General features: G+C 66.5%; 21 protein-coding genes and 1 pseudogene. 17 read left to right on the top strand and 5 right to left on the bottom strand.

Annotation, left to right across the window (positions count from 1 at the left end; genetic code table 11):
- Positions 1–75: 75 nt before the first annotated feature.
- A pseudogene (locus ACZK0Z_RS10310) lies at positions 76–1,065 on the bottom strand (RHS repeat-associated core domain-containing protein); the annotation flags it as partial.
- An 18-nt stretch (positions 1,066–1,083) separates the two neighbouring features.
- Positions 1,084–1,878: a helix-turn-helix domain-containing protein gene (locus ACZK0Z_RS10305; RefSeq protein ID WP_197633120.1), complete on the bottom strand. Its 795-nt coding sequence runs from the start codon at positions 1,876–1,878 to the stop codon at positions 1,084–1,086.
- Between the two features lie 70 nt (positions 1,879–1,948).
- Between ACZK0Z_RS10305 and ACZK0Z_RS10300 the strand changes: the two genes are divergently transcribed.
- From ACZK0Z_RS10300 to ACZK0Z_RS10280, 5 genes are all read left to right on the top strand, one after another.
- Positions 1,949–3,910: an FUSC family protein gene (locus ACZK0Z_RS10300; RefSeq protein ID WP_459018118.1), complete on the top strand. Its 1,962-nt coding sequence runs from the start codon at positions 1,949–1,951 to the stop codon at positions 3,908–3,910.
- A gap of 4 nt (positions 3,911–3,914) precedes the next feature.
- Positions 3,915–4,124: a DUF1656 domain-containing protein gene (locus ACZK0Z_RS10295; RefSeq protein ID WP_197633119.1), complete on the top strand. Its 210-nt coding sequence runs from the start codon at positions 3,915–3,917 to the stop codon at positions 4,122–4,124.
- Between the two features lies 1 nt (position 4,125).
- Entirely contained in the window at positions 4,126–5,010 is an 885-nt protein-coding gene (locus ACZK0Z_RS10290) for an HlyD family secretion protein (RefSeq protein WP_197633118.1), read from the top strand.
- Entirely contained in the window at positions 5,007–6,443 is a 1,437-nt protein-coding gene (locus tag ACZK0Z_RS10285; RefSeq protein WP_197633117.1) for an efflux transporter outer membrane subunit, read from the top strand. Before ACZK0Z_RS10290 ends, ACZK0Z_RS10285 begins: the two co-directional genes overlap by 4 nt.
- A 134-nt stretch (positions 6,444–6,577) precedes the next feature.
- Positions 6,578–6,925, top strand: a complete 348-nt coding sequence (locus tag ACZK0Z_RS10280) for an RcnB family protein (RefSeq protein ID WP_197633116.1) — start codon at positions 6,578–6,580, stop codon at positions 6,923–6,925.
- A 49-nt stretch (positions 6,926–6,974) separates the two neighbouring features.
- Here ACZK0Z_RS10280 and ACZK0Z_RS10275 read toward each other — a convergent pair whose 3' ends face one another.
- Positions 6,975–7,292 (bottom strand): hypothetical protein, encoded by a 318-nt coding sequence (locus tag ACZK0Z_RS10275; protein WP_100443830.1) that lies wholly within the window; start codon positions 7,290–7,292, stop codon positions 6,975–6,977.
- Between the two features lie 17 nt (positions 7,293–7,309).
- Positions 7,310–7,633 (bottom strand): hypothetical protein, encoded by a 324-nt coding sequence (locus tag ACZK0Z_RS10270; protein ID WP_197633115.1) that lies wholly within the window; start codon positions 7,631–7,633, stop codon positions 7,310–7,312.
- A gap of 156 nt (positions 7,634–7,789) precedes the next feature.
- Here ACZK0Z_RS10270 and ACZK0Z_RS10265 point away from each other — a divergent pair, with 156 nt between their 5' ends.
- From ACZK0Z_RS10265 to ACZK0Z_RS10235, 7 genes are all read left to right on the top strand, one after another.
- Positions 7,790–8,383, top strand: a complete 594-nt coding sequence (locus ACZK0Z_RS10265; protein ID WP_238378697.1) for a hypothetical protein — start codon at positions 7,790–7,792, stop codon at positions 8,381–8,383.
- Positions 8,384–8,498: 115 nt separating this feature from the next.
- Positions 8,499–8,867: a YbbD-related protein gene (locus ACZK0Z_RS10260; protein WP_285310373.1), complete on the top strand. Its 369-nt coding sequence runs from the start codon at positions 8,499–8,501 to the stop codon at positions 8,865–8,867.
- Between the two features lie 36 nt (positions 8,868–8,903).
- The gene (locus ACZK0Z_RS10255) at positions 8,904–9,434 is read left to right on the top strand and encodes a nuclear transport factor 2 family protein (RefSeq protein WP_197633114.1); all 531 of its coding nucleotides are present in this window, start codon (positions 8,904–8,906) and stop codon (positions 9,432–9,434) included.
- 125 nt (positions 9,435–9,559) lie between these two features.
- Positions 9,560–10,234 carry a response regulator transcription factor gene (locus tag ACZK0Z_RS10250; protein ID WP_197633113.1) on the top strand — a complete coding sequence of 225 codons (675 nt, stop codon included), beginning with the start codon at positions 9,560–9,562 and terminating at the stop codon, positions 10,232–10,234.
- Positions 10,231–11,463: a sensor histidine kinase gene (locus ACZK0Z_RS10245; protein WP_197633112.1), complete on the top strand. Its 1,233-nt coding sequence runs from the start codon at positions 10,231–10,233 to the stop codon at positions 11,461–11,463. The genes ACZK0Z_RS10250 and ACZK0Z_RS10245 overlap by 4 nt, the downstream gene beginning before the upstream one ends.
- Positions 11,464–11,522: 59 nt before the next feature.
- Positions 11,523–11,909, top strand: coding sequence for a diacylglycerol kinase (locus tag ACZK0Z_RS10240; protein WP_049428003.1), 387 nt, complete (start codon positions 11,523–11,525; stop codon positions 11,907–11,909).
- Positions 11,910–11,982: 73 nt separating this feature from the next.
- Positions 11,983–13,794: a phosphoethanolamine transferase gene (locus ACZK0Z_RS10235; RefSeq protein WP_478449590.1), complete on the top strand. Its 1,812-nt coding sequence runs from the start codon at positions 11,983–11,985 to the stop codon at positions 13,792–13,794.
- Here ACZK0Z_RS10235 and ACZK0Z_RS10230 read toward each other — a convergent pair.
- Positions 13,698–14,618, bottom strand: coding sequence for a M14 family metallopeptidase (locus ACZK0Z_RS10230; protein ID WP_049428008.1), 921 nt, complete (start codon positions 14,616–14,618; stop codon positions 13,698–13,700). The two genes, ACZK0Z_RS10235 and ACZK0Z_RS10230, sit on opposite strands and share 97 nt — an antisense overlap.
- A 146-nt stretch (positions 14,619–14,764) precedes the next feature.
- Here ACZK0Z_RS10230 and ACZK0Z_RS10225 point away from each other — a divergent pair, with 146 nt between their 5' ends.
- From ACZK0Z_RS10225 to ACZK0Z_RS10205, 5 genes are all read left to right on the top strand, one after another.
- Positions 14,765–15,418 carry a DUF3348 family protein gene (locus ACZK0Z_RS10225; RefSeq protein ID WP_049428010.1) on the top strand — a complete coding sequence of 218 codons (654 nt, stop codon included), beginning with the start codon at positions 14,765–14,767 and terminating at the stop codon, positions 15,416–15,418.
- Between the two features lie 10 nt (positions 15,419–15,428).
- Positions 15,429–17,693: a DUF802 domain-containing protein gene (locus ACZK0Z_RS10220; RefSeq protein ID WP_414489315.1), complete on the top strand. Its 2,265-nt coding sequence runs from the start codon at positions 15,429–15,431 to the stop codon at positions 17,691–17,693.
- Complete coding sequence (locus ACZK0Z_RS10215) at positions 17,690–18,328, top strand: OmpA family protein (protein WP_005409939.1); 639 nt, start codon at positions 17,690–17,692, stop codon at positions 18,326–18,328. The genes ACZK0Z_RS10220 and ACZK0Z_RS10215 overlap by 4 nt, the downstream gene beginning before the upstream one ends.
- Positions 18,318–18,701 carry a DUF2894 domain-containing protein gene (locus ACZK0Z_RS10210; protein WP_197633109.1) on the top strand — a complete coding sequence of 128 codons (384 nt, stop codon included), beginning with the start codon at positions 18,318–18,320 and terminating at the stop codon, positions 18,699–18,701. Before ACZK0Z_RS10215 ends, ACZK0Z_RS10210 begins: the two co-directional genes overlap by 11 nt.
- Positions 18,702–18,931: 230 nt before the next feature.
- Positions 18,932–21,250: a TonB-dependent receptor gene (locus ACZK0Z_RS10205; protein ID WP_197633108.1), complete on the top strand. Its 2,319-nt coding sequence runs from the start codon at positions 18,932–18,934 to the stop codon at positions 21,248–21,250.
- The last annotated feature ends 4 nt before the right edge of the window (positions 21,251–21,254 follow it).

Genomic DNA, 21,254 nt, shown 5'->3' with positions numbered 1-21,254 from the left:
GTCCGAGGCGGTTTGCCAGCTGATCCGCAGCGGAGTCAGCGCTGGAGTCGCCCTTGATGTTTTGATCGAACCACTATGGTTGTAGAACAACCCGCTCGCATCCGTGGCCTGCTGGCCCGGGAAGCGCAACGCCAGTTCGAACGCCACACCATCGCCATCCGGATCGGCACTCGGAATCTGGGTGCCGAATACCTCGCTCTTGTTGCTCCACTCCCAGATCGAGACATTCCGTACCCGATCGAACGCCACGCGCGGCGTACCTAGGTGATCCGACTGGACGTAGGCCAGCTCCGGCACACCAGTGCTTGGCACATTGATCAGTGCCACCGGGTAGTTGTCCAGCCAGATGGCCTGCTGCTGGGCCTCGCCCGTGGCGGAATAACTGCCCAGCCACTGTCCGGCCTCATCGTACAGCGTGATCTGAGCTGCGCCACCGGCTGGAGTACGCAGCACGCGCTCGCCGCGATGGTTGTAACCGTAGCTTTCCAGCACGGCATCACCCTGCCTCACCGCGTTCATGCGGTTCGCATCGTTGTAGATGAACGTCTTGCTGCCGATGCTGGTGGTGTTGCCCACCGCGTCCTGGGTGCGCGCTTCGCCATCCACGGCGGTCAGCCGGTGGCTGGTTGCGGGATAGGTGTAGCTGGCGGTGCCTGCCGAGGTGGTCAGCGCGGTCCGATTGCCCGTGGCGTCGTAGGCATAGGTTTCGATCGGCGTGCCGGTCGCGCCGTCCTGAGTCTGGGTCAGGCGACCCAGCGTGTCGTAGGCGTACTTGGCCAGCACCGTCGAGCCCGTGCCGTTCTTCAGCTCGGTGACCGAGCCGACCGGGTCATAGCCGTAGCCCAGCGACAGGCCGCCTGCCGCCGGGTCGTGCACCGCCTGCGGGCAATAGTCGAGGTCCAGCGGGCGCTGCAACTGGCGGCCGTTGCCATAAGTCCAACCGGTCGCCGGTCCGAAGGCCGCATAGGTCACGTTGTTCACGACGATCTGGCGGGCTTGGCCGGGCCGGGTCAGGCCGATCTGGCTGATGCGGCCCTGGATATCGCGCACGTTCCAGGCAACGGCTTCCCCCGTTGTTCCCCGCTACTGCCCGCGCAGCCGCACGGCAAAGTACCGCGCCGGGGAAAGGCCAAGCGCTTTCTTGAACATCGTGATGAAGGCCGTCACCGACTCATAGCCCAGCGTCTCGGAAACGCGTTGTACCGGTGCACCCGCGGCAAGTTCACGAATGGCGATGAGCAGGTGCAGCTGCTGCCGCCAGCGCCCGAAGGACAATCCCGTTTCCCGTTCGATGAGCCGGGTCAACGTGCGCTCGCCCAGGGCCAGGCGCACGGCCCACTGGCTGATGGTGCTGCGGTCTGCCGGATCAGCCGACAATGCCGCAGCCAATGCACGCACCTTCGGGTGATGGCTGACCGGCAACGACAGGTGCTCGGCCGGCATCTGTACCAGCTCGTCCAGCAACACGCGCGCCAGCCGGTCGGTGTGGCTGCCATGCGGGTAGTCCAGCGGCGCGTCGGCCAGGTGCAGGATCATCTCGCGCAGCATCGGGGAGATCGCCAGCGTCACGCATTGCATGGGCAGATCGACGATGCCGGGCTCGACGAACAGGTAGCACAGGCGCGCGTTGGCGGTGGCGCGGTTGCTGTGCGGCATGCCACCCGGAATCCAGACGCCACACTGGGGCGGCACGATCCACAACGCATTGGCCACTTCGCAGGTCACCGCCCCATGCAGCGCAAGAATCAGTTGACCCTTGCGGTGCTCATGCACGGGAATTTCCGCGTCGTGCTCGGCCACCTGCAGGCGGCTGGCGACCGCCGGGCGATCGGTCTCGTCCGGGTCGAGGTCAAAGCCGGGGAGCAAAATGCGAGCCATTCTCACATTGACCGGTTTCAGCGATTGATTGTCATTGTAGCGAAATTCGCCATGGCGGCCGATCACTAGCATGAGCCGCATGCCCTACCCCACCCCGTTCCGCCCCCACGTGCTCCAGGCATTTGCCCGATTGAAAAGCCCTGCCCTCAGGACCGACCAGGAAGCAGTGCTGTTCTCGTTCAAATGCCTGCTCGCCGCGTCGCTGGGGCTGTATGTCTCTCTAAGGATCGGCCTGAATCGCCCGTTCTGGGTGATCGGCACGGTCTATCTGGTGTCGCAGCCCCTTTCCGGGGCGACACTCAGCCGCGGCCTGTTCCGTCTGCTCGGCACCGTGGGCGGGGCCTTCGCCACCGTCGCACTGGTGCCACGATTTGCCAATGCCCCCCTGGTGCTGAGCGCCGCGCTCGCGGCGTGGATGGCGCTGTGCCTGTACCTGGCGATGCTCGACCGCACGCCGCGTGCGTATGCGTTCCTGCTGGCCGGCTATACCACCAGCCTGATTGGGTTTCCTGCGGTGATGGTGCCGGGAGACGTGTTCACCATCGCCATCACGCGGGTGCAGGAAATCGCCATCGGCATCCTGGCCGCAACGCTGGTCCACGGGTTGGTGCTGCCGCGCCGGGTCTCGATGCGCGTGCACGCGCGGGTTGCCGCTGTGCTGGATGATGCGGAACGATGGACACGCGACATGCGGGCCGGTGCATCGGACACGGTGCTGGCGACGGACCGCTCGAAAGTGGCCGCCGACCTGCTCGAGCTGCATGTGCTGTCGATCCACCTGCCCTTCGACAGCGCCCACGGCGTGGCGCAGGTGCAGATCCTGCGTGCCCTGCATGACCGGATGCTGGACGTCCTGATGCTGTCCAGCGCGGTGGAAGATTCCATCGACCGGCTGCGTTCACCGCAGATGGATTCAACCGGGTGGCGCAATCTCCTGCAGGCCGGCCTCGCCGCGCAACAGACCGAGCTCGACCTCGCCCACGCCGACTGCCGCGTGCTGCAGGCACAACTGCGCACTGCCCGCTCCGACTGGCGCCGGCATGTACCTGCTCGCCTTGTGCGACATGCGCAGGGTGCGGTACTTCACCGGGATCATCGGCTTGCCCTGCGTAGCGCGCTGGGCGCGTTCGTCGGCATCCTGCTGAGCTGCGTTCTATGGATCGCTACCGGCTGGTCGGAGGGCGCCACGGCGGTGTCCATCATCGGCACGGCGTGCGTGCTATTCGGCACGATCGAAGCGCCGGCACCGCATGTCATGCGCTACCTGGTGGGATCGTGCATCGGCGTGGCCGTCGGCCTGCTCTACGGTCTGCTGATCTTCCCCGCGTTGTCCGATATCACCGGCCTGATTGCCGCGCTCGCGCCGGTGCTGCTGCTGTGCGGATCGTTCCTTGCCCGGCCACCGTTCATCATGGCCGCCCTGGGCGTGGTACTGACCTTCCCGCTCATCGCGGGCCTCGGTGCGACCAGCACGGTTAACATCGTCGGCGCGCTCAACAACAGCGTTGCGTTGTTCGTGGGTACGACGGTAGCACTGTGCAGCATGCAGCTTTTCCAGACCGCCGATGCGGGCCGCAACCGCGCACGGCTGGAGCGCTCGATCCGCCGGGACATCGCACGACACGCCGCCGGACAAGGTGATGTGACCCGCGCCTGGCTCAGCCGGATGCTGGATCGAATCGGGCTGCTCGCTCCCAGGTTGCAGGGCCGTGCCAGCGCAGCACACGACCTGCGGGCGTTGTTTGCGGACGTTCGCGCGGCACATGCATCCAACCAGCTCCGCGCACTGGACACGCGTCTGCACGATCCACGCACGCAAGCGTTTCATGCGGCGCTGATCGAACACGTCGCCGCACATTTCAGGATCCGCGCCCACGCGGCACGCAGTGTCGACACCCATCTTCTGGAACTGCTGGACCGCATGCGCGAGACAGCGGCGGCCAGCAGCGGGGTTGAGCAGGAGCATCTGTCGCACCTGCTCTGTGGGTTGCGCCGCGATCTGCTCGTTTCCCCGCATACCCATCGGCACTGACCTCATGCCTTCTGATCTTTCCATTGATGGCGTGCTCATTCCCGGCCTGCTCGCCGTGGCCGCTGCCGCCTTGGCGCTGTCGATGCTGACCTCACGTCTGCTCGCCAGCCTCGGCCTGTACCGGTTGTTCGCCGCGCGGCCCTTGGTGGGCCTGTCCCTGTTCGTGATCCTGGCGGAGCTGATGGTCCGGCTCTCGCCCCTGCTCGAGAAATGAAATGAAACACCTGCTTGCTGTCATCGGCCGCTGGAGCGCAACACTGGCCGTGTGTGCGCTTGCCGCGACTGCCGCGCTCTCCCTCTGGAATCGTTACGAAATGCGCCCTTGGACGCGGGATGGGCGGGTGCGCGCCGATGTGGTTCGCGTTGCGTCGGACATGGGGGGACTGGTGACCCGGGTGCTGGTGCACGACAACCAGCGGGTCAGCGCCGGAGAGTTGCTGCTGGTGCTGGATCAGCCACGCTTCGCTGCCGCGCTTGAGAAGGCCGACGCAGCGGTCAGCAGCGCACATGCCACGCTGGCGCTGGCCCGTCGCGAATCGACGCGGGACAACGCACTGGGCAACCTGGTCGCGTCGGAAACGCGCGAACGCAATGCCGCCAAGGTCGATACCGAGCTGGCCACCCTGGCGCAGGCACGGGCCGAACAGCGCGTCGCCCAGCTCAACGTGCAACGCACCGAGGTGCGCGCGACCACCGATGGCATCGTCACCAACCTGGACCTGCATGCGGGCGACTACCTGCAACCGGGCGCGCAGGCGCTGGCGTTGATCGACACCCGCAGCCTGCGCATCGAGGGCTACTTCGAGGAAACCAAACTGGGCTGCATCACCGAGGGCGATGCCGCCGTGGCCCAGCTGATGGGCGACACCCGCGACGTCCGCGGACACGTGGACACCATCGCCGCCGGCATTGCCGACGATCAGCGCTCAAGCACGCACAATCTGCTGCCGGCCGTGGCGCCAACCTATACTTGGGTGAGGCTGGCACAGCGCATCCCGGTACGCATCCGCATCGATGATGCGCCGTCGGATACCCGCCTGATCGTGGGTCGCACTGCGAGTGTGACCATCACGCCCTCGGCGCCGGGAGCCTGCAAGTGAGCGTGCGAACACTACGCGGTGGGCTGCTTGCCCTGCTGCTCCCCATGACGGCCTGCGTATCCGGCCCCGACTATCACCTGCCTGCGAATGCGTTCGCGGCCTCCCCCCAGGCGGCGCGGGCGTTCGTCTCGGGCCAGGAAGCACCGTTCAGCCGCGACGCGCCACCGGATCGATGGTGGCAACTGTATGGCGACCCCCAGCTTGACGCCTACGTACGCGAAGCACTGGCGGCCAATACCGACCTGCGCGCCGCCGATGCCAACCTTCGGCGCGCCAGTGCAACCGTGGCCGAGTACCGCGCGCGCAGTTCCGTGCAGGCCGACGTGGATGCATCGGGCGCGCTCACCCATGCCGGTGGTTACACCCAGGCGTCGGCCGCACCGCAATCCTATGCGCTGGGCCTTCACCTCTCCTATCCGCTGGATCTAGCAGGCGGCATCCGCCGCGGCATCGAAGCCGCCAATGCGGACGCGGAGGCCGTCGCTGCGGCACGGGACCAGGTCCGCGTGGTCGTCGCTGCTGCCGTCACCCGTGCCTATCTCCAGATCTGCACAAGCAATCACACGCTCGCTGCGACCCGGCAGGTGCTGGCGATACAGCGCGCCACGCTGGAGGCAACCCGTCGCTTGGCTGCGGGCGGGCGCGGAACGGACTTCGATGTCAGCCGTGCCGGAGCCGCAGTCAACCGGAGCGCGGCGGGGATACCGCACCTGCTGGCGGAACGCCAGGCCGCACTGTTCGAACTGGCCGCCCTGATGGGCAGGGTCCCGGCAGACTATCCCAGGGAGGCGGAAACCTGCCCCCAGCCCCCTGAGCTGCAGCAGGCGCTGCCGATCGGTGACGGCTGGCAGCTGCTCCAGCGGCGCCCCGACATACGTGCTGCGGAACGTAGCCTTGCGGCGGCCACGGCGATGATCGGCGTGGAGACCGCAGACCTTTATCCGCGGGTCACCTTGGGCGCATCCCTGGGCACAGCAGGCACGCGAGGGCAGCTGCTTTCCGCCGACAGTTTCGGGGCGAGCGTCGGGCCGCTGCTGTCATGGCACTGGCCCAACCGCCGCGTGGTCAAGGCCCGCATCGCAGCGGCCGGTGCCAATGCAGATACGGCTCTTGCTTCCTTTGACGGCGCAGTGCTGCAGGCACTTCGCCAGACCGAGACTGCGCTTTCTGCCTGCACGCAGGAGCTTGAACGCGAGCACAGCCTGGCGCAGGCACGTTGGGATGCAGCGCGGGCCGCCGGGCAGGCACAGCAACTCTACCGTTTCGGCAGGATTGATTTTCTCGACGTGCTTTCGGCCCAGGCCGCGCTGGCAGATGCGGAGTCCGCATTGGCCGCCTCCCGCGCGGAGCGCATTGACCGGCAGATGGATCTTTTCCTGTCGTTGGGCGGAGGCTGGGCCGCAACGGATTCGGCCGCGGGCGGAGCCCGTTGATCCGTTCAAGGGCGGCGACTGCACGTCACGCCGTGTGTTCAGGAAAGTGCCGCGCACACCCGTATTCATTCACGCTCTCCGCCCTATATTCCCACCACAGCGCCGCATGCTGCGGCCATGACGGAGGCACATCCATGAAGACCACACGTTTGCTTGCCATCGCCTTGACCACCGCTACCGCGTTGGCTGCGGCCCCCGCCTTCGCCGATCCGCCGCACCACGCCCGCGGCAACGGCCCGCCGCCGCATGCAGGCGGCCCGCACAACCGCGATGCGCCGCCGCCGGGCTGGCAGAAGAAGGCCTGGCGTCGTGGGGACCGCCTGCCTTGGGCCGAAGTGGACCGCCGCTACTGGGTGGACGACTACGCGCGCTATGACCTGCGCGAGCCGGGCCGCGACCGGCGCTGGGTGCGCCAGTCCGATAGCGAGTACCTGCTGGTGGAGATCGCCACCGGGTTGATCATTGACGCGCTGCATCGCTGAAGCGACCTGCAGCGTCCCACACTGAGCTATTTACCTCGGTGCAGACACCTTACGACAGGGGTCGCCCCGGTCGGCGGTGTTTGCGCCCACGGCGCCCCGCCTGCCTCCGTGGCCGCCCGGCATGCATGCCCTCCCGCAGTGCGGTACGCCCGCACATCAGCGCTGTGGCAAATAACCCCATCGCCACCAGTATTTCGAATCCCCGATCACCAAAGAGCAGGCGGATGGAGACCTCCAGTGAGCACAGCCTGCCGCAGCGCAGGCCCTGCCCGTCGAAGCCATAGATGAGCACCAGTATGCCCATCAACGTGCACCACGCCATCAGGGCCAGGCTTGCGATAAATATGAAAGGACGGTGGATGCGCATGCGCTCGTCGCGGTCTTCTACGGTGATGTCCAGCGCGACGCTGCGAGCACGCGATCGGAAGCATCCAGCTCTACCGACCAGGCTTCGGTATCCAGGCCCAGCCGGTTCTCATACCACCATCGCTGCGCACAGCGACCACTGCATCCACTGCTCGCATAGCGCGCAAAGGGAACACCGGCCTGCTCCACCACGTCAGGTTGCCCCAGCGCCCGCAGTACCTCGGCCCTGCTCGCCCCGACCGGGACCGAGGCAAGCGCGTGGGAATGCCACGCCGAGATCGCCGAGCAACCGGCCACGTACGCCAAGAACAGGCCGGCAAGCCCCCACATCAGTGTCCTCATTGACAGATCCCCTCCTGCGCCGCGCGCCCGCGCATCATCCTCGCAGACCTTCCTCAACGTCAAACCGGCCTGTTGCGGCGCCCGTCATCCGTGCTAGCGTGCGCCGTCAAACTCGCCATGAGGTGCAGGATGCGCAATGGAATGGGACGGAATCTGGTGATCGCCTGCATGGCCCTCGCTGTTGCCCCAGCGGCGGCAACAGCGACCGCAACGCCGGGCGATCGTGGGCAGGATTTCGTGCAGACGCAGGCGATCGCAGTGCGCTGCCAGAAGACTCTACCCGGCCTGAAACTGCAGTTGCAGGAGGGCCGTCAGCACTGGCTATCGACACTCGACGCCGCGCAACTGCAGGCCGCCGAGGTCTATGCCAGCAGCAAGGAAGGCAAGACTCTGGGAAAGAGTGTGGAGCGGGATGCCTCCCGCGCCTTCGGTCGTAATCCCCTGTCCGCCGCAGCGACCTGCGTTGGCCTGCTCGCCGAGTACGGCCCGGCCCACCCGCTGCCTGCCGGCACGGCAATGCCGGCCGACCGGGTACAGCACTACATGCTGCACTTCGCGCCGATGGCGCTGGCCCGGCTGCAGTGCGCGCGCCTGGAGGGCATCGACGTGGAAGCCCAGCCCGATGGCTCGGAGACCTGGCAGTACCGCGCCTGCGGCCGGACCGAATCCGTTCGCATGGCCCCGCTCGGACAGGGCTGGTCGATGAGCGATGCGGACCGCAATCGCCTGTTCGACGCGCTGACCCGATAGCTCAATGGCAGCCCATGCCAGCATGAACACGAGCGTTACAGCCGTTGCCAGGAACGGGATGAGAAGCACTCTTGCACTGGCAGTCTGCACGATGCTCAGCGCCTGCAGCCTGGTGATGGACAGTTCGTTCGACACCCAGCAGCAGGCCATCGACGCCGACATGGTGAACAAGGGATGGATTCCCGATTGGGTGCCCCACGAAGCGACCGACCTGCGCGAAGTGCACGACCTCGACTCAAACACCAGCGCGCTGGCCTTCGCCAAGCCCCCTGCGATACCACTGCAGCTTCCTGCGGATTGCCAGGCGACCACATTCAACAACAGTAATCCTGTTGCATTCAATCGACACTGGTGGCCTGGCAACGCGACGCTCAGTGCGTCGTACCGCGTCTTTCGCTGCGCGCCCGAATCCAGAAAGTCAGTCTTCGTCGCCATCAACAGGACCGAAGGCCGCGTGCTCTTCTGGCGAACCTACGCGCGGTGATGCGCCAGCGCCACCCTACTCCCCCCTGAGGACCCCATGATGCCCAACGCACGCGCACGCTTCACTGCCCTCGCCCTGTTGCTTCCGGCGTGCCTGTCGGCCTATGCCGCACAGAACGCCACCGCCGACGTCAAGGCCATCGAACAGGTGGTCGAATCGTTCCGCACCTCGCTGATCAACAAGGACAAGCCGACCTACATGGGCCTGTTCTTCTCGGACAAGCCGGAAGACATCGGCTGGCAGTATGTTTCCGAGGACGCGCGCCTGCAGGACATCCGCAAGGCCAAGCCCGATGCGATCAAGGCTCGGCAGATTCCCACCAACAACTTCATCGCGCTGATCGACGGAGCGGTGGCTTCGCCCAAGCCAAAAGAAGAGACATTCTCCAACACCAAGATCGAGACGGATGGCGACGTGGCCTCGGTGTCGTTCGACTACAGCTTCAACGACGATGGGGTGAAGACCAACTGGGGCAAGGAAATGTGGCAGCTGATCCGCACCGAACAGGGCTGGAAGATCTTTTCGGTGATCTATTCGATCCGCGACTCACGCAGCCCGGCCGATTGAACGTCGCTTGAGGGCGGTGAGTGCCGATTGCCGATTGCCGATTGCCGATTGCGATCCATTCAGCCAGGGCATTGGCATCCGGCAAGAGATCGGGCAGAGTTCGGCCACGCGCAAGGACGCACGCCATGACCCGCCTGCTGATCATCGAAGACAACCCCGAGCTGGTTGCCAATCTGTACGCCTTCTTCGAGCCGCTGGGCTACGTGCTGGACGATGCCCGCGACGGTGCCAGCGGCCTGCGCCGGGCCACGCAGAATGATTACGACGCCATCCTGCTGGACCTGATGCTGCCGCGTCTGGATGGCATGGCCCTGTGCAGGAAGCTGCGCCAGGAGTTCCAGAATCCGGTTCCGATCCTGATGCTGACCGCGCGCGACCCGGTCGAAGACCGCGTTCAGGGCCTGGAAATGGGTGCGGACGACTACCTGGTCAAACCGTTCTCGCTGACAGAACTGGATGCGCGGATCAAGGCACTGATACGACGGGCACAGGGTCGCCAGGTCCAGAGCGTTCTGGCGTGGAAGGACCTGCAGGTGGACACGCGCTCGCCCCAGGCCTGGCGGCAAGGCCGCTGCATTGCGCTGACGCCCACTTCGCACAAGCTGCTGATGTGCCTGGTGCGGGCGGCGCCCGCCGTGGTCCGCAAGCAGGAGATGGAATACCTGGTCTGGGGCGACGAGCCACCGGACAGCGGAGCATTGCGGACCCACATCCACGAACTCCGCCTGCAGGTGGACCGCAGCTTCGACAGCGCGCTGATCACTACGGTGCACAGCGTCGGCTGGCGCATGCAGGCGTGACCCCGGCAGGCCTCTACCGCCGCCTGACCCTTCGCACCCGCATCACGATTTCGTTCGTGCTGCTGATGGCCGGAGCAATGGGCTTCATCGTGCTGGCCGAACAAGTCGACTACGACCAGGTCCGTGCCGTCGTCGTTGCACGCACCCAGGCCAGCGAAGTACACCGCCTGCAGGACGAACTGGCTCGTGGCCAACGCCCCGCCCTGCCGTCTGGCAGCGCACTGTACGATGCCCGCAACGTGCCTGTGGTGCTGCGCCAGTACGGCCCGGGCCATCACGGCGAAGAGGCGCCCAACGAGTGGCACCTGAGCGTCTTCGACAGCGGCGGCCAGCGCTACTACCTGCTGCAGGACGCAGCGCACTATGCCTATCTGGAACATCTGATCAATGCCTTTGCGGCACTGGTCATTTCGATCTGCGTGCTCGGCGCCTTCCTGATCGGCCGGAAGGTAGCGACGCACGTCATCGCGCCCATCACGCGATTGGCGGACGCGGTGCAGGACGGCCAGAAGCCCTTTCCCTACCAGAACGCGCGCGACGAGATCGGTGTACTCGCCCGCGCCTTCGCCCGACACAGTGACGAGCTCGAACGGTTCCTGCATCGCGAACAGTGCTTCAGCGGCGATGCCAGCCACGAGCTGCGCACGCCGCTGGCCATCATCGGCGGTGCTGCGGAGACGCTCGCCTGCCAGCTTCCGGCCGACAGCCACCTGGTTCCCAGCGCGCAGCGCATCCTGCGCACCACCCAGGAGATGCAGCGCCAGCTGACCTGCCTGCTGCTGCTCTCACGCGCACCCAGTACCGTGCCGCGCAACAAGGTGGCCCTGCGTCCGCTGATCGAATCCTGCATGGAGCGCTGCCGGCCCTGGATTTCCGGAAAGCCGGTAATCGTTGCGCTTGATGCCCGGCATGACGCCGAGCTGGACACCAACGCGGATCTGGCGCACAGCGTGATCTGGAACCTGCTGCGCAACGCCTGCCAGTACACCGAAAACGGCGAAGTGCGGATCACCCTCCACGACACTGCACTCATCGTCGCTGACACCGGACCCGGGCTGCCCTCCAGCATCGATCCACGGCAGTTCCAGCGCTTCGTGCCCGGCAGCCCGCACAGTGGCGAGGGACTGGGGCTGTCCATCGTGCAGCGCATCGTCGAGCACCTCGGTTGGAGGATGACGGTGTGTTCCTCGCAGCAGGGCTGCCGGTTCAGCCTGGAGTGGCCCATCTGACGGTTTCCTGACGCGCGCGTGCACATGCTGGGGATTGCTCACTTCACGGCGGAAACGGCATGCAGCACCCCAAGGACAGCGGCAAGTACCCGCACGGCAAGACCGGCCTGAGCCGCATCTTCCATACCCTCATCCATTCGCGCGATGGTTTCATCGCCACCTTCCGCGGCGAAGCTGCCTTTCGTCAGCTGCTGCTTCTGCACGCGCTGTTGATCATTGCAGCGTTCGCGCTGGACATCAGCAAGCTCGAACGGGCGCTGGTGCTGGCGGTCTGCTTCATCAGCCTGCTGGTGGAACTGCTCAACTCGGCGATCGAAGCGGTGGTCGATCGCATCTCGCTGGAACAGCATCCGCTGTCCAAGAACGCCAAGGACATGGGCAGCGCCGCGCAGACCACCGCACTGTTGATGGTGGGCGCGGTGTGGGGCGTGATCCTGCTGGGGTAGTCCGCCCAACCTGACAACTTCCTGATAAAGCGGTTTCGATACTGCGCGCACTCCCACTCCACGGAACCTGCTCGTGCGTCAACGCCGCCGTTTTCCACGGCCCCATCCGATCGTTCTGGTCTGGGCCACCGCACTGTTCTTCACCACGATTGGAAACATCGCCCTCTGGAAGACGCTGTGGGGGCTGATCGACCTCAACAGCCTGCGCAGCGTGCTGTTCCTGGCCAGCTTGCCGGTGGCGCTTTTCTGCCTGTTCAACCTGCTGCTGACGCCACTGCTGGCACTGCCGTTCCTGCGCAGGCCGCTGCTGGTGCTGCTCGTTGTCGTCAGCGCCGCCTGCAGCTACTTCATGCTGCACTACAACGTGCTGATCGATCGCAGCATGGTGCAGAACGTGTTCGAGACCAACCAGGCTGAACTGAACGCCTATCTGTCGCTGCCACTGCTGTTGACCCTGCTGGCGCTGGGCGGGCTGCCCGCGACCGGGCTGGTCCTGATGCGCACCGCCAGCGGGGCGGGCTCGATACGTTCGTTCCTGGTGTGGCCAGTCAACGTCCTGGTATCCATGATGGTGCTGCTGGCGATCGGCTTTGCGTTCTACAAGGACTATTCGTCATTGCTTCGCAACAACCGCTACATCCGCGACCAGTTGCTGCCGTTGAACGTGGTGCGGCATACCCACAGTTATCTGAAGAGCCTCTACAGCACCCGCCAGCAACCGCTGCGCGCGATCGGCATGGACGCACGGCGAATACCAGGCCCGCGCCCGAAGCTGGTGATCCTGGTCGTCGGCGAGACCGCGCGCTCACAGAACTTCCAGCTCAACGGCTACCCACGCGCGACCAATCCCCGGCTCTCGCGCAAGGAAGGCGTCATCAGCTTCAATGATGTCTCCTCATGCGGAACCGCAACGGCGATCTCGGTGCCGTGCATGTTCTCGCAGATGACCCGCAGCCAGTACGACGATGTACGCGCAGCAACCGAGGAAAACGTGCTCGACATCCTGCAGCGCACCGGCGTCAGCGTGCTCTGGCGCAACAACAACAATGGCGGCTGCAAGGGCGTGTGCGAACGCGTGCCAACTGAAGACATGCCCGTGCTGAAGGTGGCCGGCCAATGCGTCAACGCCGACGGCACCTGCTACGACGAGGTGCTGCTGCATCAGCTCGGAACACGCATTGGCGCCATGAACGGTGACGCCCTGGTCGTGCTGCACCAGCTCGGCAGTCATGGGCCGACCTACTTTGAACGGTATCCCGCAGCGTCGCGGGCTTTCAGCCCGACCTGCGACAGCAACCAGATCCAGCATTGCAGCAACGAGGCGCTGGTCAACACCTATGACAACACCCTGGTCCACACCGACCACCTGCTGGGCAAGGCCATCGACCTGCTGCAGGGCTATGCGGACCAGCGTGATGTCGCACTGATCTATGTGTCCGACCATGGCGAGTCGCTGGGCGAACGCGGGATGTACCTGCACGGCACGCCCTACTTCATCGCCCCGCGCGAGCAGACCCAGGTGCCGATGGTGATGTGGTTTTCACCGGACTTCGGCCGCAACGCAGGCCTGGACCTGGCCTGCCTGCACCAGAATGCCCTGCACCGGGCGCACAGCCACGACAACCTCTTCCACTCGCTGCTGGGCCTGTTCGGAGTCAACAGCACGGTGTACCGGCGCGATCTGGATGTGTTCGCCGGATGCCGCGCCTCGCCTTCGCCATCGATGGCCACCTCGCCGGCCAAAGAACGGCGCCGGCTGATGCCGGTCGCTGCCCGGAACGTGGCGCGTTACTGCGCCGCCAGGGCGAAATCCAGGCCCGCGCACACCGCCGCCACCTGGGCGTCGTTGCATTCCTGCGGGCTGGTGCGCGGGCTGTCCGGGTAGACCTCAGTGGTGGTGGCAAAGCGTGCGTCGGTGAAGCCGGCGCAGGCGCCGATCGAACGCGACTCACCCCAGACCACGCCCGGCGACTGCAGCGGGAGGCCGACCAGGTTGCCCTCGGCGTCTGCCGGGGCGATATGGGTGACCGGGGCGACGGCGGTGATCAATGCCTTCTGGAACTCGGCCTGCGGATCTTCACTGTTGCCGATCACGTAGAAGCCATCCGGGATGGTGTCGCGCTCGAACGGCTTGCCGTCGCGGGCACAACGCGCCGGATCGAACTCGTGCAGGTCGCTGTCGGTGGTCTCGTGCAGGTCCAGGTGCACCAGCAGGTTCGGCTTGCGCTCGGCCACCCAGGCCATCAGGGCGGCGGCTTCCACGATCTGGCCGCCGTCACGGAAGCTGCGGTTGGGATCGATGGCGTCCGGGTTCCAGCGCTGGATGCGCTCGTAGCCCCACGGGCTGACGCACGGCGCCACGATCAGGTTCAGCCGGCCCAGGTAACGCTCGGCCTGCTGTTCCAGGAACTGCAGGGCGCCGTGCACGCCGCTGGTCTCGTAGCCATGCACGCCGCCGGTGATCAGCGCGGTCGGCAGCGCCGGGTTCCAGTCGTGGTTGACCACGGCGAACAGCGGGTAATGGTCCGGCGCATAGTCCAGCTGGCCGTACTGGATCACATCGAAGCTGTCGTCCAGGCGCTCGAGCGCGGCCACCACGTCGTCGTGGTAGCTGCGCTGGCGCTGCTGGCGGGCCCGCCACTGTGCGCGTTCCGCGTCGCCCCAGGGCTGGCCGGGGGTGCCGATCGGGTAGAACTGCGCAACAGTCATTGGGGAACTCCAGGGGTCGAACGGATGGGTGCAGCCGGACATTCTAAGCCCTGTCGCGCCTGCGGGTGCCCTCCCCCCGGACCCGCCTTCATCCAGGCCGGGTCATCTGGTTGTAAAATCAACGGTTTTTGGCCCCTCACCCCTTGATGGCGAACGCAGCGCAGCCGGTCCTGGGTGGACCGGAGTTCCTCCGCCTGCTCGCCCGTCTCAGCGACGGCGCGATGCCGGCCAGCAGTCCCGCCCTGACCGATCGCCTCGGCCAGTGGGTGGACTGGAGCCGTGCCGTGGCCCTGTCCGGGGCGCTCGGCGGACGCCTGCCCGAACCCGGTGAAGCCGCCGAAGCGGTCGAGGATGTACTGGCCGACTGCACCCAGGCGCACGCCAGCCTGCTCGCCTCGATCAGTGAGGATGCCGAGGCCGAGCGCCTGCTGGACCTGGCCGAAGCCGCCGCCGCCCCCAATTTCGCCTCGCTGCGCCAGCGCTACCGGGTGCTGCAGCAGGCCATCCAGACTGCCACCGGGCGCCTGCGCGGCCGCCTGCGCGACCAGCTGGTGCAGGTTTCACCCGAGCTGGCACGACTGGCCGAGGTCGACGCGGTAATGGAACAGACCCTCACCCCGCGCGAACACAGCCTGCTGGCCACTGCGCCGGCCGTGCTCGGCGCCCGATTTGAACGCGTGCACGGCCAGCCCGGCTGGCGCACGGCCTTCCGCCATGACATGCGCACGCTGCTGCTCGCCGAGCTGCAGCTGCGCTTCCACCCGATCGAAGGGCTGCAAGACGCCCTGCGCTCCCACTGACCGGAACACCATGTCCAGAACTGCTTTCCATGTCGTTGTCTTCCTTGTCGGCCTGCTGGCCGTGTGCTGGATCGGCATTGGCTACGTTTCGGTGCATCCGCTGGGTGCAGCGGTGGCGGCGATCATCGCGGCCTGCTACATCGCCGGTGGCGTGGAGCTGTACCGCTACCGCCAGGCCAGCAACGGCCTGCGCGCCGCACTGAACGACCTGTCCAGCGCGAAGGAAAGCCTCGCCCCCTGGCTGGAGCGCGTGCCGGCAGGCCTGCGCAACGCCGTGCGCCTGCGCGTGGAAGGCGAGCGCATCGCCCTGCCCGCACCGGTGCTGACCCCTTATCTGGTCGGCCTGCTGGTGCTGCTGGGCATGCTCGGTACCCTGCTGGGCATGATGGACACGCTGCGTGGCACCGGACTAGCCCTGCAGAGCGCGACCGACATGGCCGCCATCCGCGGCTCGCTGGCCTCGCCGGTGCAGGGCCTGGCGGTGGCATTCGGTACCTCGATCGCCGGTGTGGCCAGCTCGGCCATGCTCGGCCTGTTGGCCACCCTGCTGCGCCGCGACCGCCTGCAGGCCGTGCAGCAGCTGGACCGGGCCATTGCAGGCGACCTGCATCCGTACTCGCAGGCCTGGCAGCGTGCCGAGTCGCTGCGCCTGCTGCAGGCACAGTCTGCCGCCCTGCCTGCCCTGGTCGACCGCCTGCAGGCGATGACACAGACCTTTGAACAGCACAGCACGGCCGCCAACGAGCGCCTGCTGGCCGGCCAGGCCGAGTTCCTGACCCAGAGCCAGGCGCTTCAGGAGCGCTTGGCGGTCTCGCTGCAGCAGTCGCTGCGCGAAGGCGCCGAATCCAGCGCCGCCGCCATCGGCGGTGCGCTGCAGCCGATGGCCGAGACCACGCTGGCTGGCCTGGCCCATCACAGCGAAGCACTGCACGCCCGCGTCGAGCAGGCCGTGCAGCAGCAGCTGGCTGGCCTGAGCGACGGTTTCGAGCGCAGCCGCGTTGCGACCGAAGCCAGCTGGGCCAAGGTGGTGAGTGAACAGAGCCAGGCACAGCAGGCCCTGGTGGACGATCTGCGCCAGCACCTGCAGGCTTTCAGCGATGGCCAGGGCACGCAGGCCGAAGCGCTGGTCGCGCGCATCGGCGAGCGCCTGCAGGTCGATGCCAACGGCAACGCCGAGGCCTGGCGCGCCGCCATCGAGCAGCAGCAGGCTCTGAACAGCGCGCTGGTCGAGCGCCAGCAGCAGGCGCTGCTGGCGGCCGGCCAGCAGCTGGACGAGCATGCGCAGGCATTGCTGCGGGCACTTGAGCAGCGTCACGACGCCAACCAGTCGTTGCTGCAGGACCACGAACAGCAGCGCTCGCAGCAGTGGCAGGCCGCCCAGGCTGCCGCCGCAACCGCACACGCCGAACTGCAGGCCTGCCTGGACACTCGCGAACAGCAGCGCCAGGCGCGCTGGGACGCGGTCGGCGCCGAACTGCAGCAAGCCCACGCCGCGCTGCATGCGCAGCTGCAGGCCGGCGACGAACAGCGCCTGCAGCGCTGGAGCGATGCCTTGCAGCACGTTTCCTCCGACCTGGCCGAGCGCCTGCAGGCCAACGGCGAACGCCTGGCTGCGCAGCAGCAGCAGGTCTGCGACACGCTGGCGGCGACCGCACAGCAGATCGGCGAGAACGGTCGTGCACAGGCCAGCGCCACGCTGGCCGAAGTCTCCACCCTGCTGCAGACCGCTGCCGCCGCACCGAAGGCCGCAGCCGACGTCATCAACGAGCTGCGCAGCACGCTCTCTGAAAGCCTGGTGCGCGACAACGCGATGCTGGAAGAACGCGGCCGCCTGCTGGCCACCGTGCAGACCCTGCTCGATGCGATCAACCATGCTTCGCACGAGCAGCGCACGGCGGTGGACGCGCTGGTCGGCGGCTCGGCCGAGCTGCTGGAACGCGTCGGCAACCGCTTCACCGACCATATCGCCGCCGAGACCGGGAAGCTGGACGGCATCGCCGCAGCGCTCAACGGCAGCGCCGGTGACGTCGGCCAGCTCGCCGGCGCCTTCGGTGAAGCGGTCGCGCAGTTCGGCAGTGCCGCCACCGAGCTTTCCGGCCGCCTGGAACAGATCGGTGGTGCACTGGATGCCTCGCTGGCCCGCAGCGATGAGCAGCTGGCTTACTACGTGGCGCAGGCGCGCGAGGTGGTCGACCTCAGCCTGCTGTCGCAGAAGCAGGTGATGGAAGAACTGCAGCAGCTGGCCACGCGCCGCGGCAAGGCCGGCAGCGCATGAGCGACGAGCTGGAGGTCGATGGCGGCTCACACGCCCCGATCTGGGCCGCCTTCGGCGACCTGATGTCGGTGCTGCTGGGCGCGTTCGTGCTGATCCTGGTCGGGGTGGTCGCCGTGCAGCTGGAGCTGTCGCAGCGGCTGGACCAGGAAGTGAAGCAGCGCCAGGCCGAAGCCAAGCGCCTGCAGACCCTGGAACAGGCACTGGCCGGCCCGTTGGCTGCTGGCCGGGTGACGCTGGTCGATGGCCGCATCGGCATCAGCGGCAGCGTGCTGTTCGCACTGAACTCCGACCAGTTGCAGCCGGAAGGCCAGGAGCTGCTGCGCAGCCTGGCCGCACCGCTGGCCGCTTACCTGGGCAGCCGCGAAGAGATCCTGATGGTCAGCGGCTTCACCGATGACGCGCCGGTGCGCGAAGGCAACCGCCGCTTCGCCGACAACTGGGAGCTTTCCGCGCAGCGCTCGCTGACCGTGACCCGCACCCTGATTGCCGACGGCGTGCCCGCGGACGCCGTGTTCGCCGCCGCCTTCGGCAGCGAGCAGCCGGTCAGTTCCAATGCCAATGAGGAAGGCCGCGCACGCAACCGTCGCGTGGAGATCGCGCCGATTCCCAAGCCCAAGGCCCCGGATGCCAAGTAAGCCGCCAGCGCTGGATGGCCTGCGCGCCCTGGTGCGCGACCTCGATGCGGGGTCGCGCTCGCTGCCGCATTACCCGCAGGTGCCGATGCTGCAGCAGGTGCAGCGCGAATGGTCGGAGCTGCGCACCGAACTGCAGGTGCGCCGCTCGCTGCGCACTGAAGCCCCCGCCGACGGCGGCCCGCTGAACTCGGCGGTGCTGGTGCAACGGATGCTGGACACGATGCAGGCGACCAGCCCTGGCTACCTGCGCCACTTCATCGACTACGTGGACACGTTGTCATGGCTGCAGGCACTGCAGGATGGTGTCGCGAGTGGTGGTGACACCGCAAAGCCGAAGCGCACGCGCAAGCCGCGCCAGACGCCGAAGGAGTAGCGCCGTCGCGTGCCATTGTAGAGCCGAGCCACGCTCGGCTCCGGCCAAAAGCAGCCGAGCGTGGGCTCGGCTCTACAGACATGTCACCAGACAGTCATCTGTCTAGCGCACCATTTTCAGGTTGACCCACGGCGCCTGCAGCGTCCGCAGTCGCATCGCTTGTCTCCCCTTTCGAATTCCATGAGCTCCGCGCCCACGCGGCGGCTCGTGCTTGCCTGAGTGTCTGCAACATGACGAAGACTTTGTTGGCCGCCGCGCTGTCGATCGCGCTTGCTCCCGCGGCCTGGGCGCAGGATGCTGCCCCGACCTCCCATGGCACGTCCGCCACCACCCTCGATGCGGTCTCGGTGATCGGCAGCGGTGAAGCCCGCCAGGTGCAGCGCATCACCCGCGAGAACCTCGACATCCTGCCGCCGGGTACCAGCCTGCAGAAGACCCTGAACCTGCTGCCGGGCGTAAACGCGCAGTCGGCCGATGCGCTGGGCACCAACGAGCAGTCGATGACGCTCAGCCTGCGCGGCTTCAACTCCACCCGTCTCGGTTACACGTTGGACGGCGTGCCGCTGGGCGATGGCGCGTACAACAACTACAACGGCCTGACCATCAACCGTGCGCTGATCAGCGAGAACATGGCCGGCGCCGAGCTGGCGGTGGGCATCGGCAGCCTCGGCACGCCATCCACCAGCAACCTCGGTGGCACCATCTCGTACACCTCCGACCGCCCGGCCCAGGAACTCGGCGGCCGCGTGGTGCAGACCTTCGGCAGCGATGCCAACCGCCGCACCTTCGTGCGTGTGGACAGCGGCGGGTACAACGGTTTCTCCGGCTATATCTCCGGCATGAATGCCGTCTCCGATCTGTGGAACGACCAGACCACCTACAACAAATCCACCACCAAGCAGTTCAACGCCAAGGGCGTGTGGAACTTTGGCCGCGGCCAGATCACCGGCTTCGTCGATACCTCGCGCACTACCCAGGCGGACTACTTCTACCTGTCCAAGGACGAGATGTCGCGCGGGCTGGGCTGGGACTGGGGCGGTTACGCGCCGGACTGGAACAAGGCCGTGGCCAAGGCCTACTGCAATACCGCCAGCTTCAATGCGAAGAAGTGCGACAGCAGCGGTCCGGACAAGGATGCCGACGGTGCCTTTACTGCCGGGCAGATCCTGCGCGATGACAACCTGTACTACCTGGCCGGTGATTTCTTCCTGGCCGATGGCTTCAGCCTGCGGGCCCTGGCCTACCACCACGATGACCGCGGCGAAGGCCACAACTGGAACAGCGGCGCCTGGTCGAACAAGGGCACGGCGCAGGAGATTCCGATCATCTTCCGCAACACCATCTACACCATCGACCGCGATGGCGGCACGCTGTCGTTCGACTGGGAACTGGGCGCGCACCGCATCGAAGGCGGCGTCTGGTACGAGCGCAACACCAGCAGCGCCGAGCGCTACCAGACCGCCGTGGACGGCCCGCGCGACCTGAGCGGCATGAACACCCTGCCCTCCGACGTTGGCGTGTTCGCCCAGCGCACGCGCTGGAAGACCCACCAGTTCTTCCTGAAGGACACCTGGCGCCTGCTCGATGATCGCCTGACCCTGGAGTTCGGCGCAAAGAGCCCGCATGCCACCTCCGATGCGCAGGCCCTGCCCGGCGACGCGAAGGCGCCGATCTCGCCGACCTCCAACAACCAGTTCGCCACCGGCTCACTGAAGGCCAGCAAGAACTTCCTGCCCAGCATCGGCGCCAACTTCCGCCTGGCCGAGCATCACGAAGTATTCGCCAGCTACGCCGAGAACATCGCCATGTTCCAGGGCGGCTTCAAGCTGGGCCCGCAGGCAGTCAGCCAGGCCACCTGGAACGCGCAGGGCAACCTGAAGCCGGAAGAATCCCGCTCGCTGGAGGCCGGCTACCGCTTCGTCACCGATACCCTGCAGGCCTCGGTCGCGGCCTACAGCGTGCGCTTCGACAACCGCCTGCTGCAGTACAACCCCTGCGACTCGCGGCAGCCGGTCGGCCCGACCTGCGGCAACCGCTTCTACAACGTGGGCGGCGTCGACAGCCGTGGTGCCGAGCTGACCGTGCTGTGGACCCCGAACGAGCACTTCAGCTGGTACACCTCGGCCTCGCTGAACCGCTCGACCTATGCGTCGAACTACGTGCAGGCCGGCGTCGAGCAGCAGATCAAGGGCAAGATCCAGACCGATACACCCAAGCAGCTGCTGGCCACCGAGATCACCTGGCGCGACAACGGCTGGTTCGCCAGCCTGCGCGGCAAGTACACCGGCGAACGCTTCTACACCTACACCAACGACCAGGGCTTCGGCGGCTTTACCGTGTTCGATCTGGCCGGTGGCTATGACTTCGGCCAGGTCGGCTTCGCCAAGGGCATGCGCGTGTCGTTCAACGTGACCAACCTGACCAACAAGCGCTATGCCAGCAACCTGGATTCGAGCGTGTTCGCCCCGAGCGACCCGGCCGGCAAACTGTACGTGTTCCATGCCTCGGCACCACGCCAGGTGTTCGGTACGATCGACCTTCGCTTCTGATTGA

It is taken from the genome of Stenotrophomonas sp. 116085_Sma (assembly GCF_056479585.1).
This window is presented reverse-complemented; position numbering and strand designations above follow the sequence as displayed.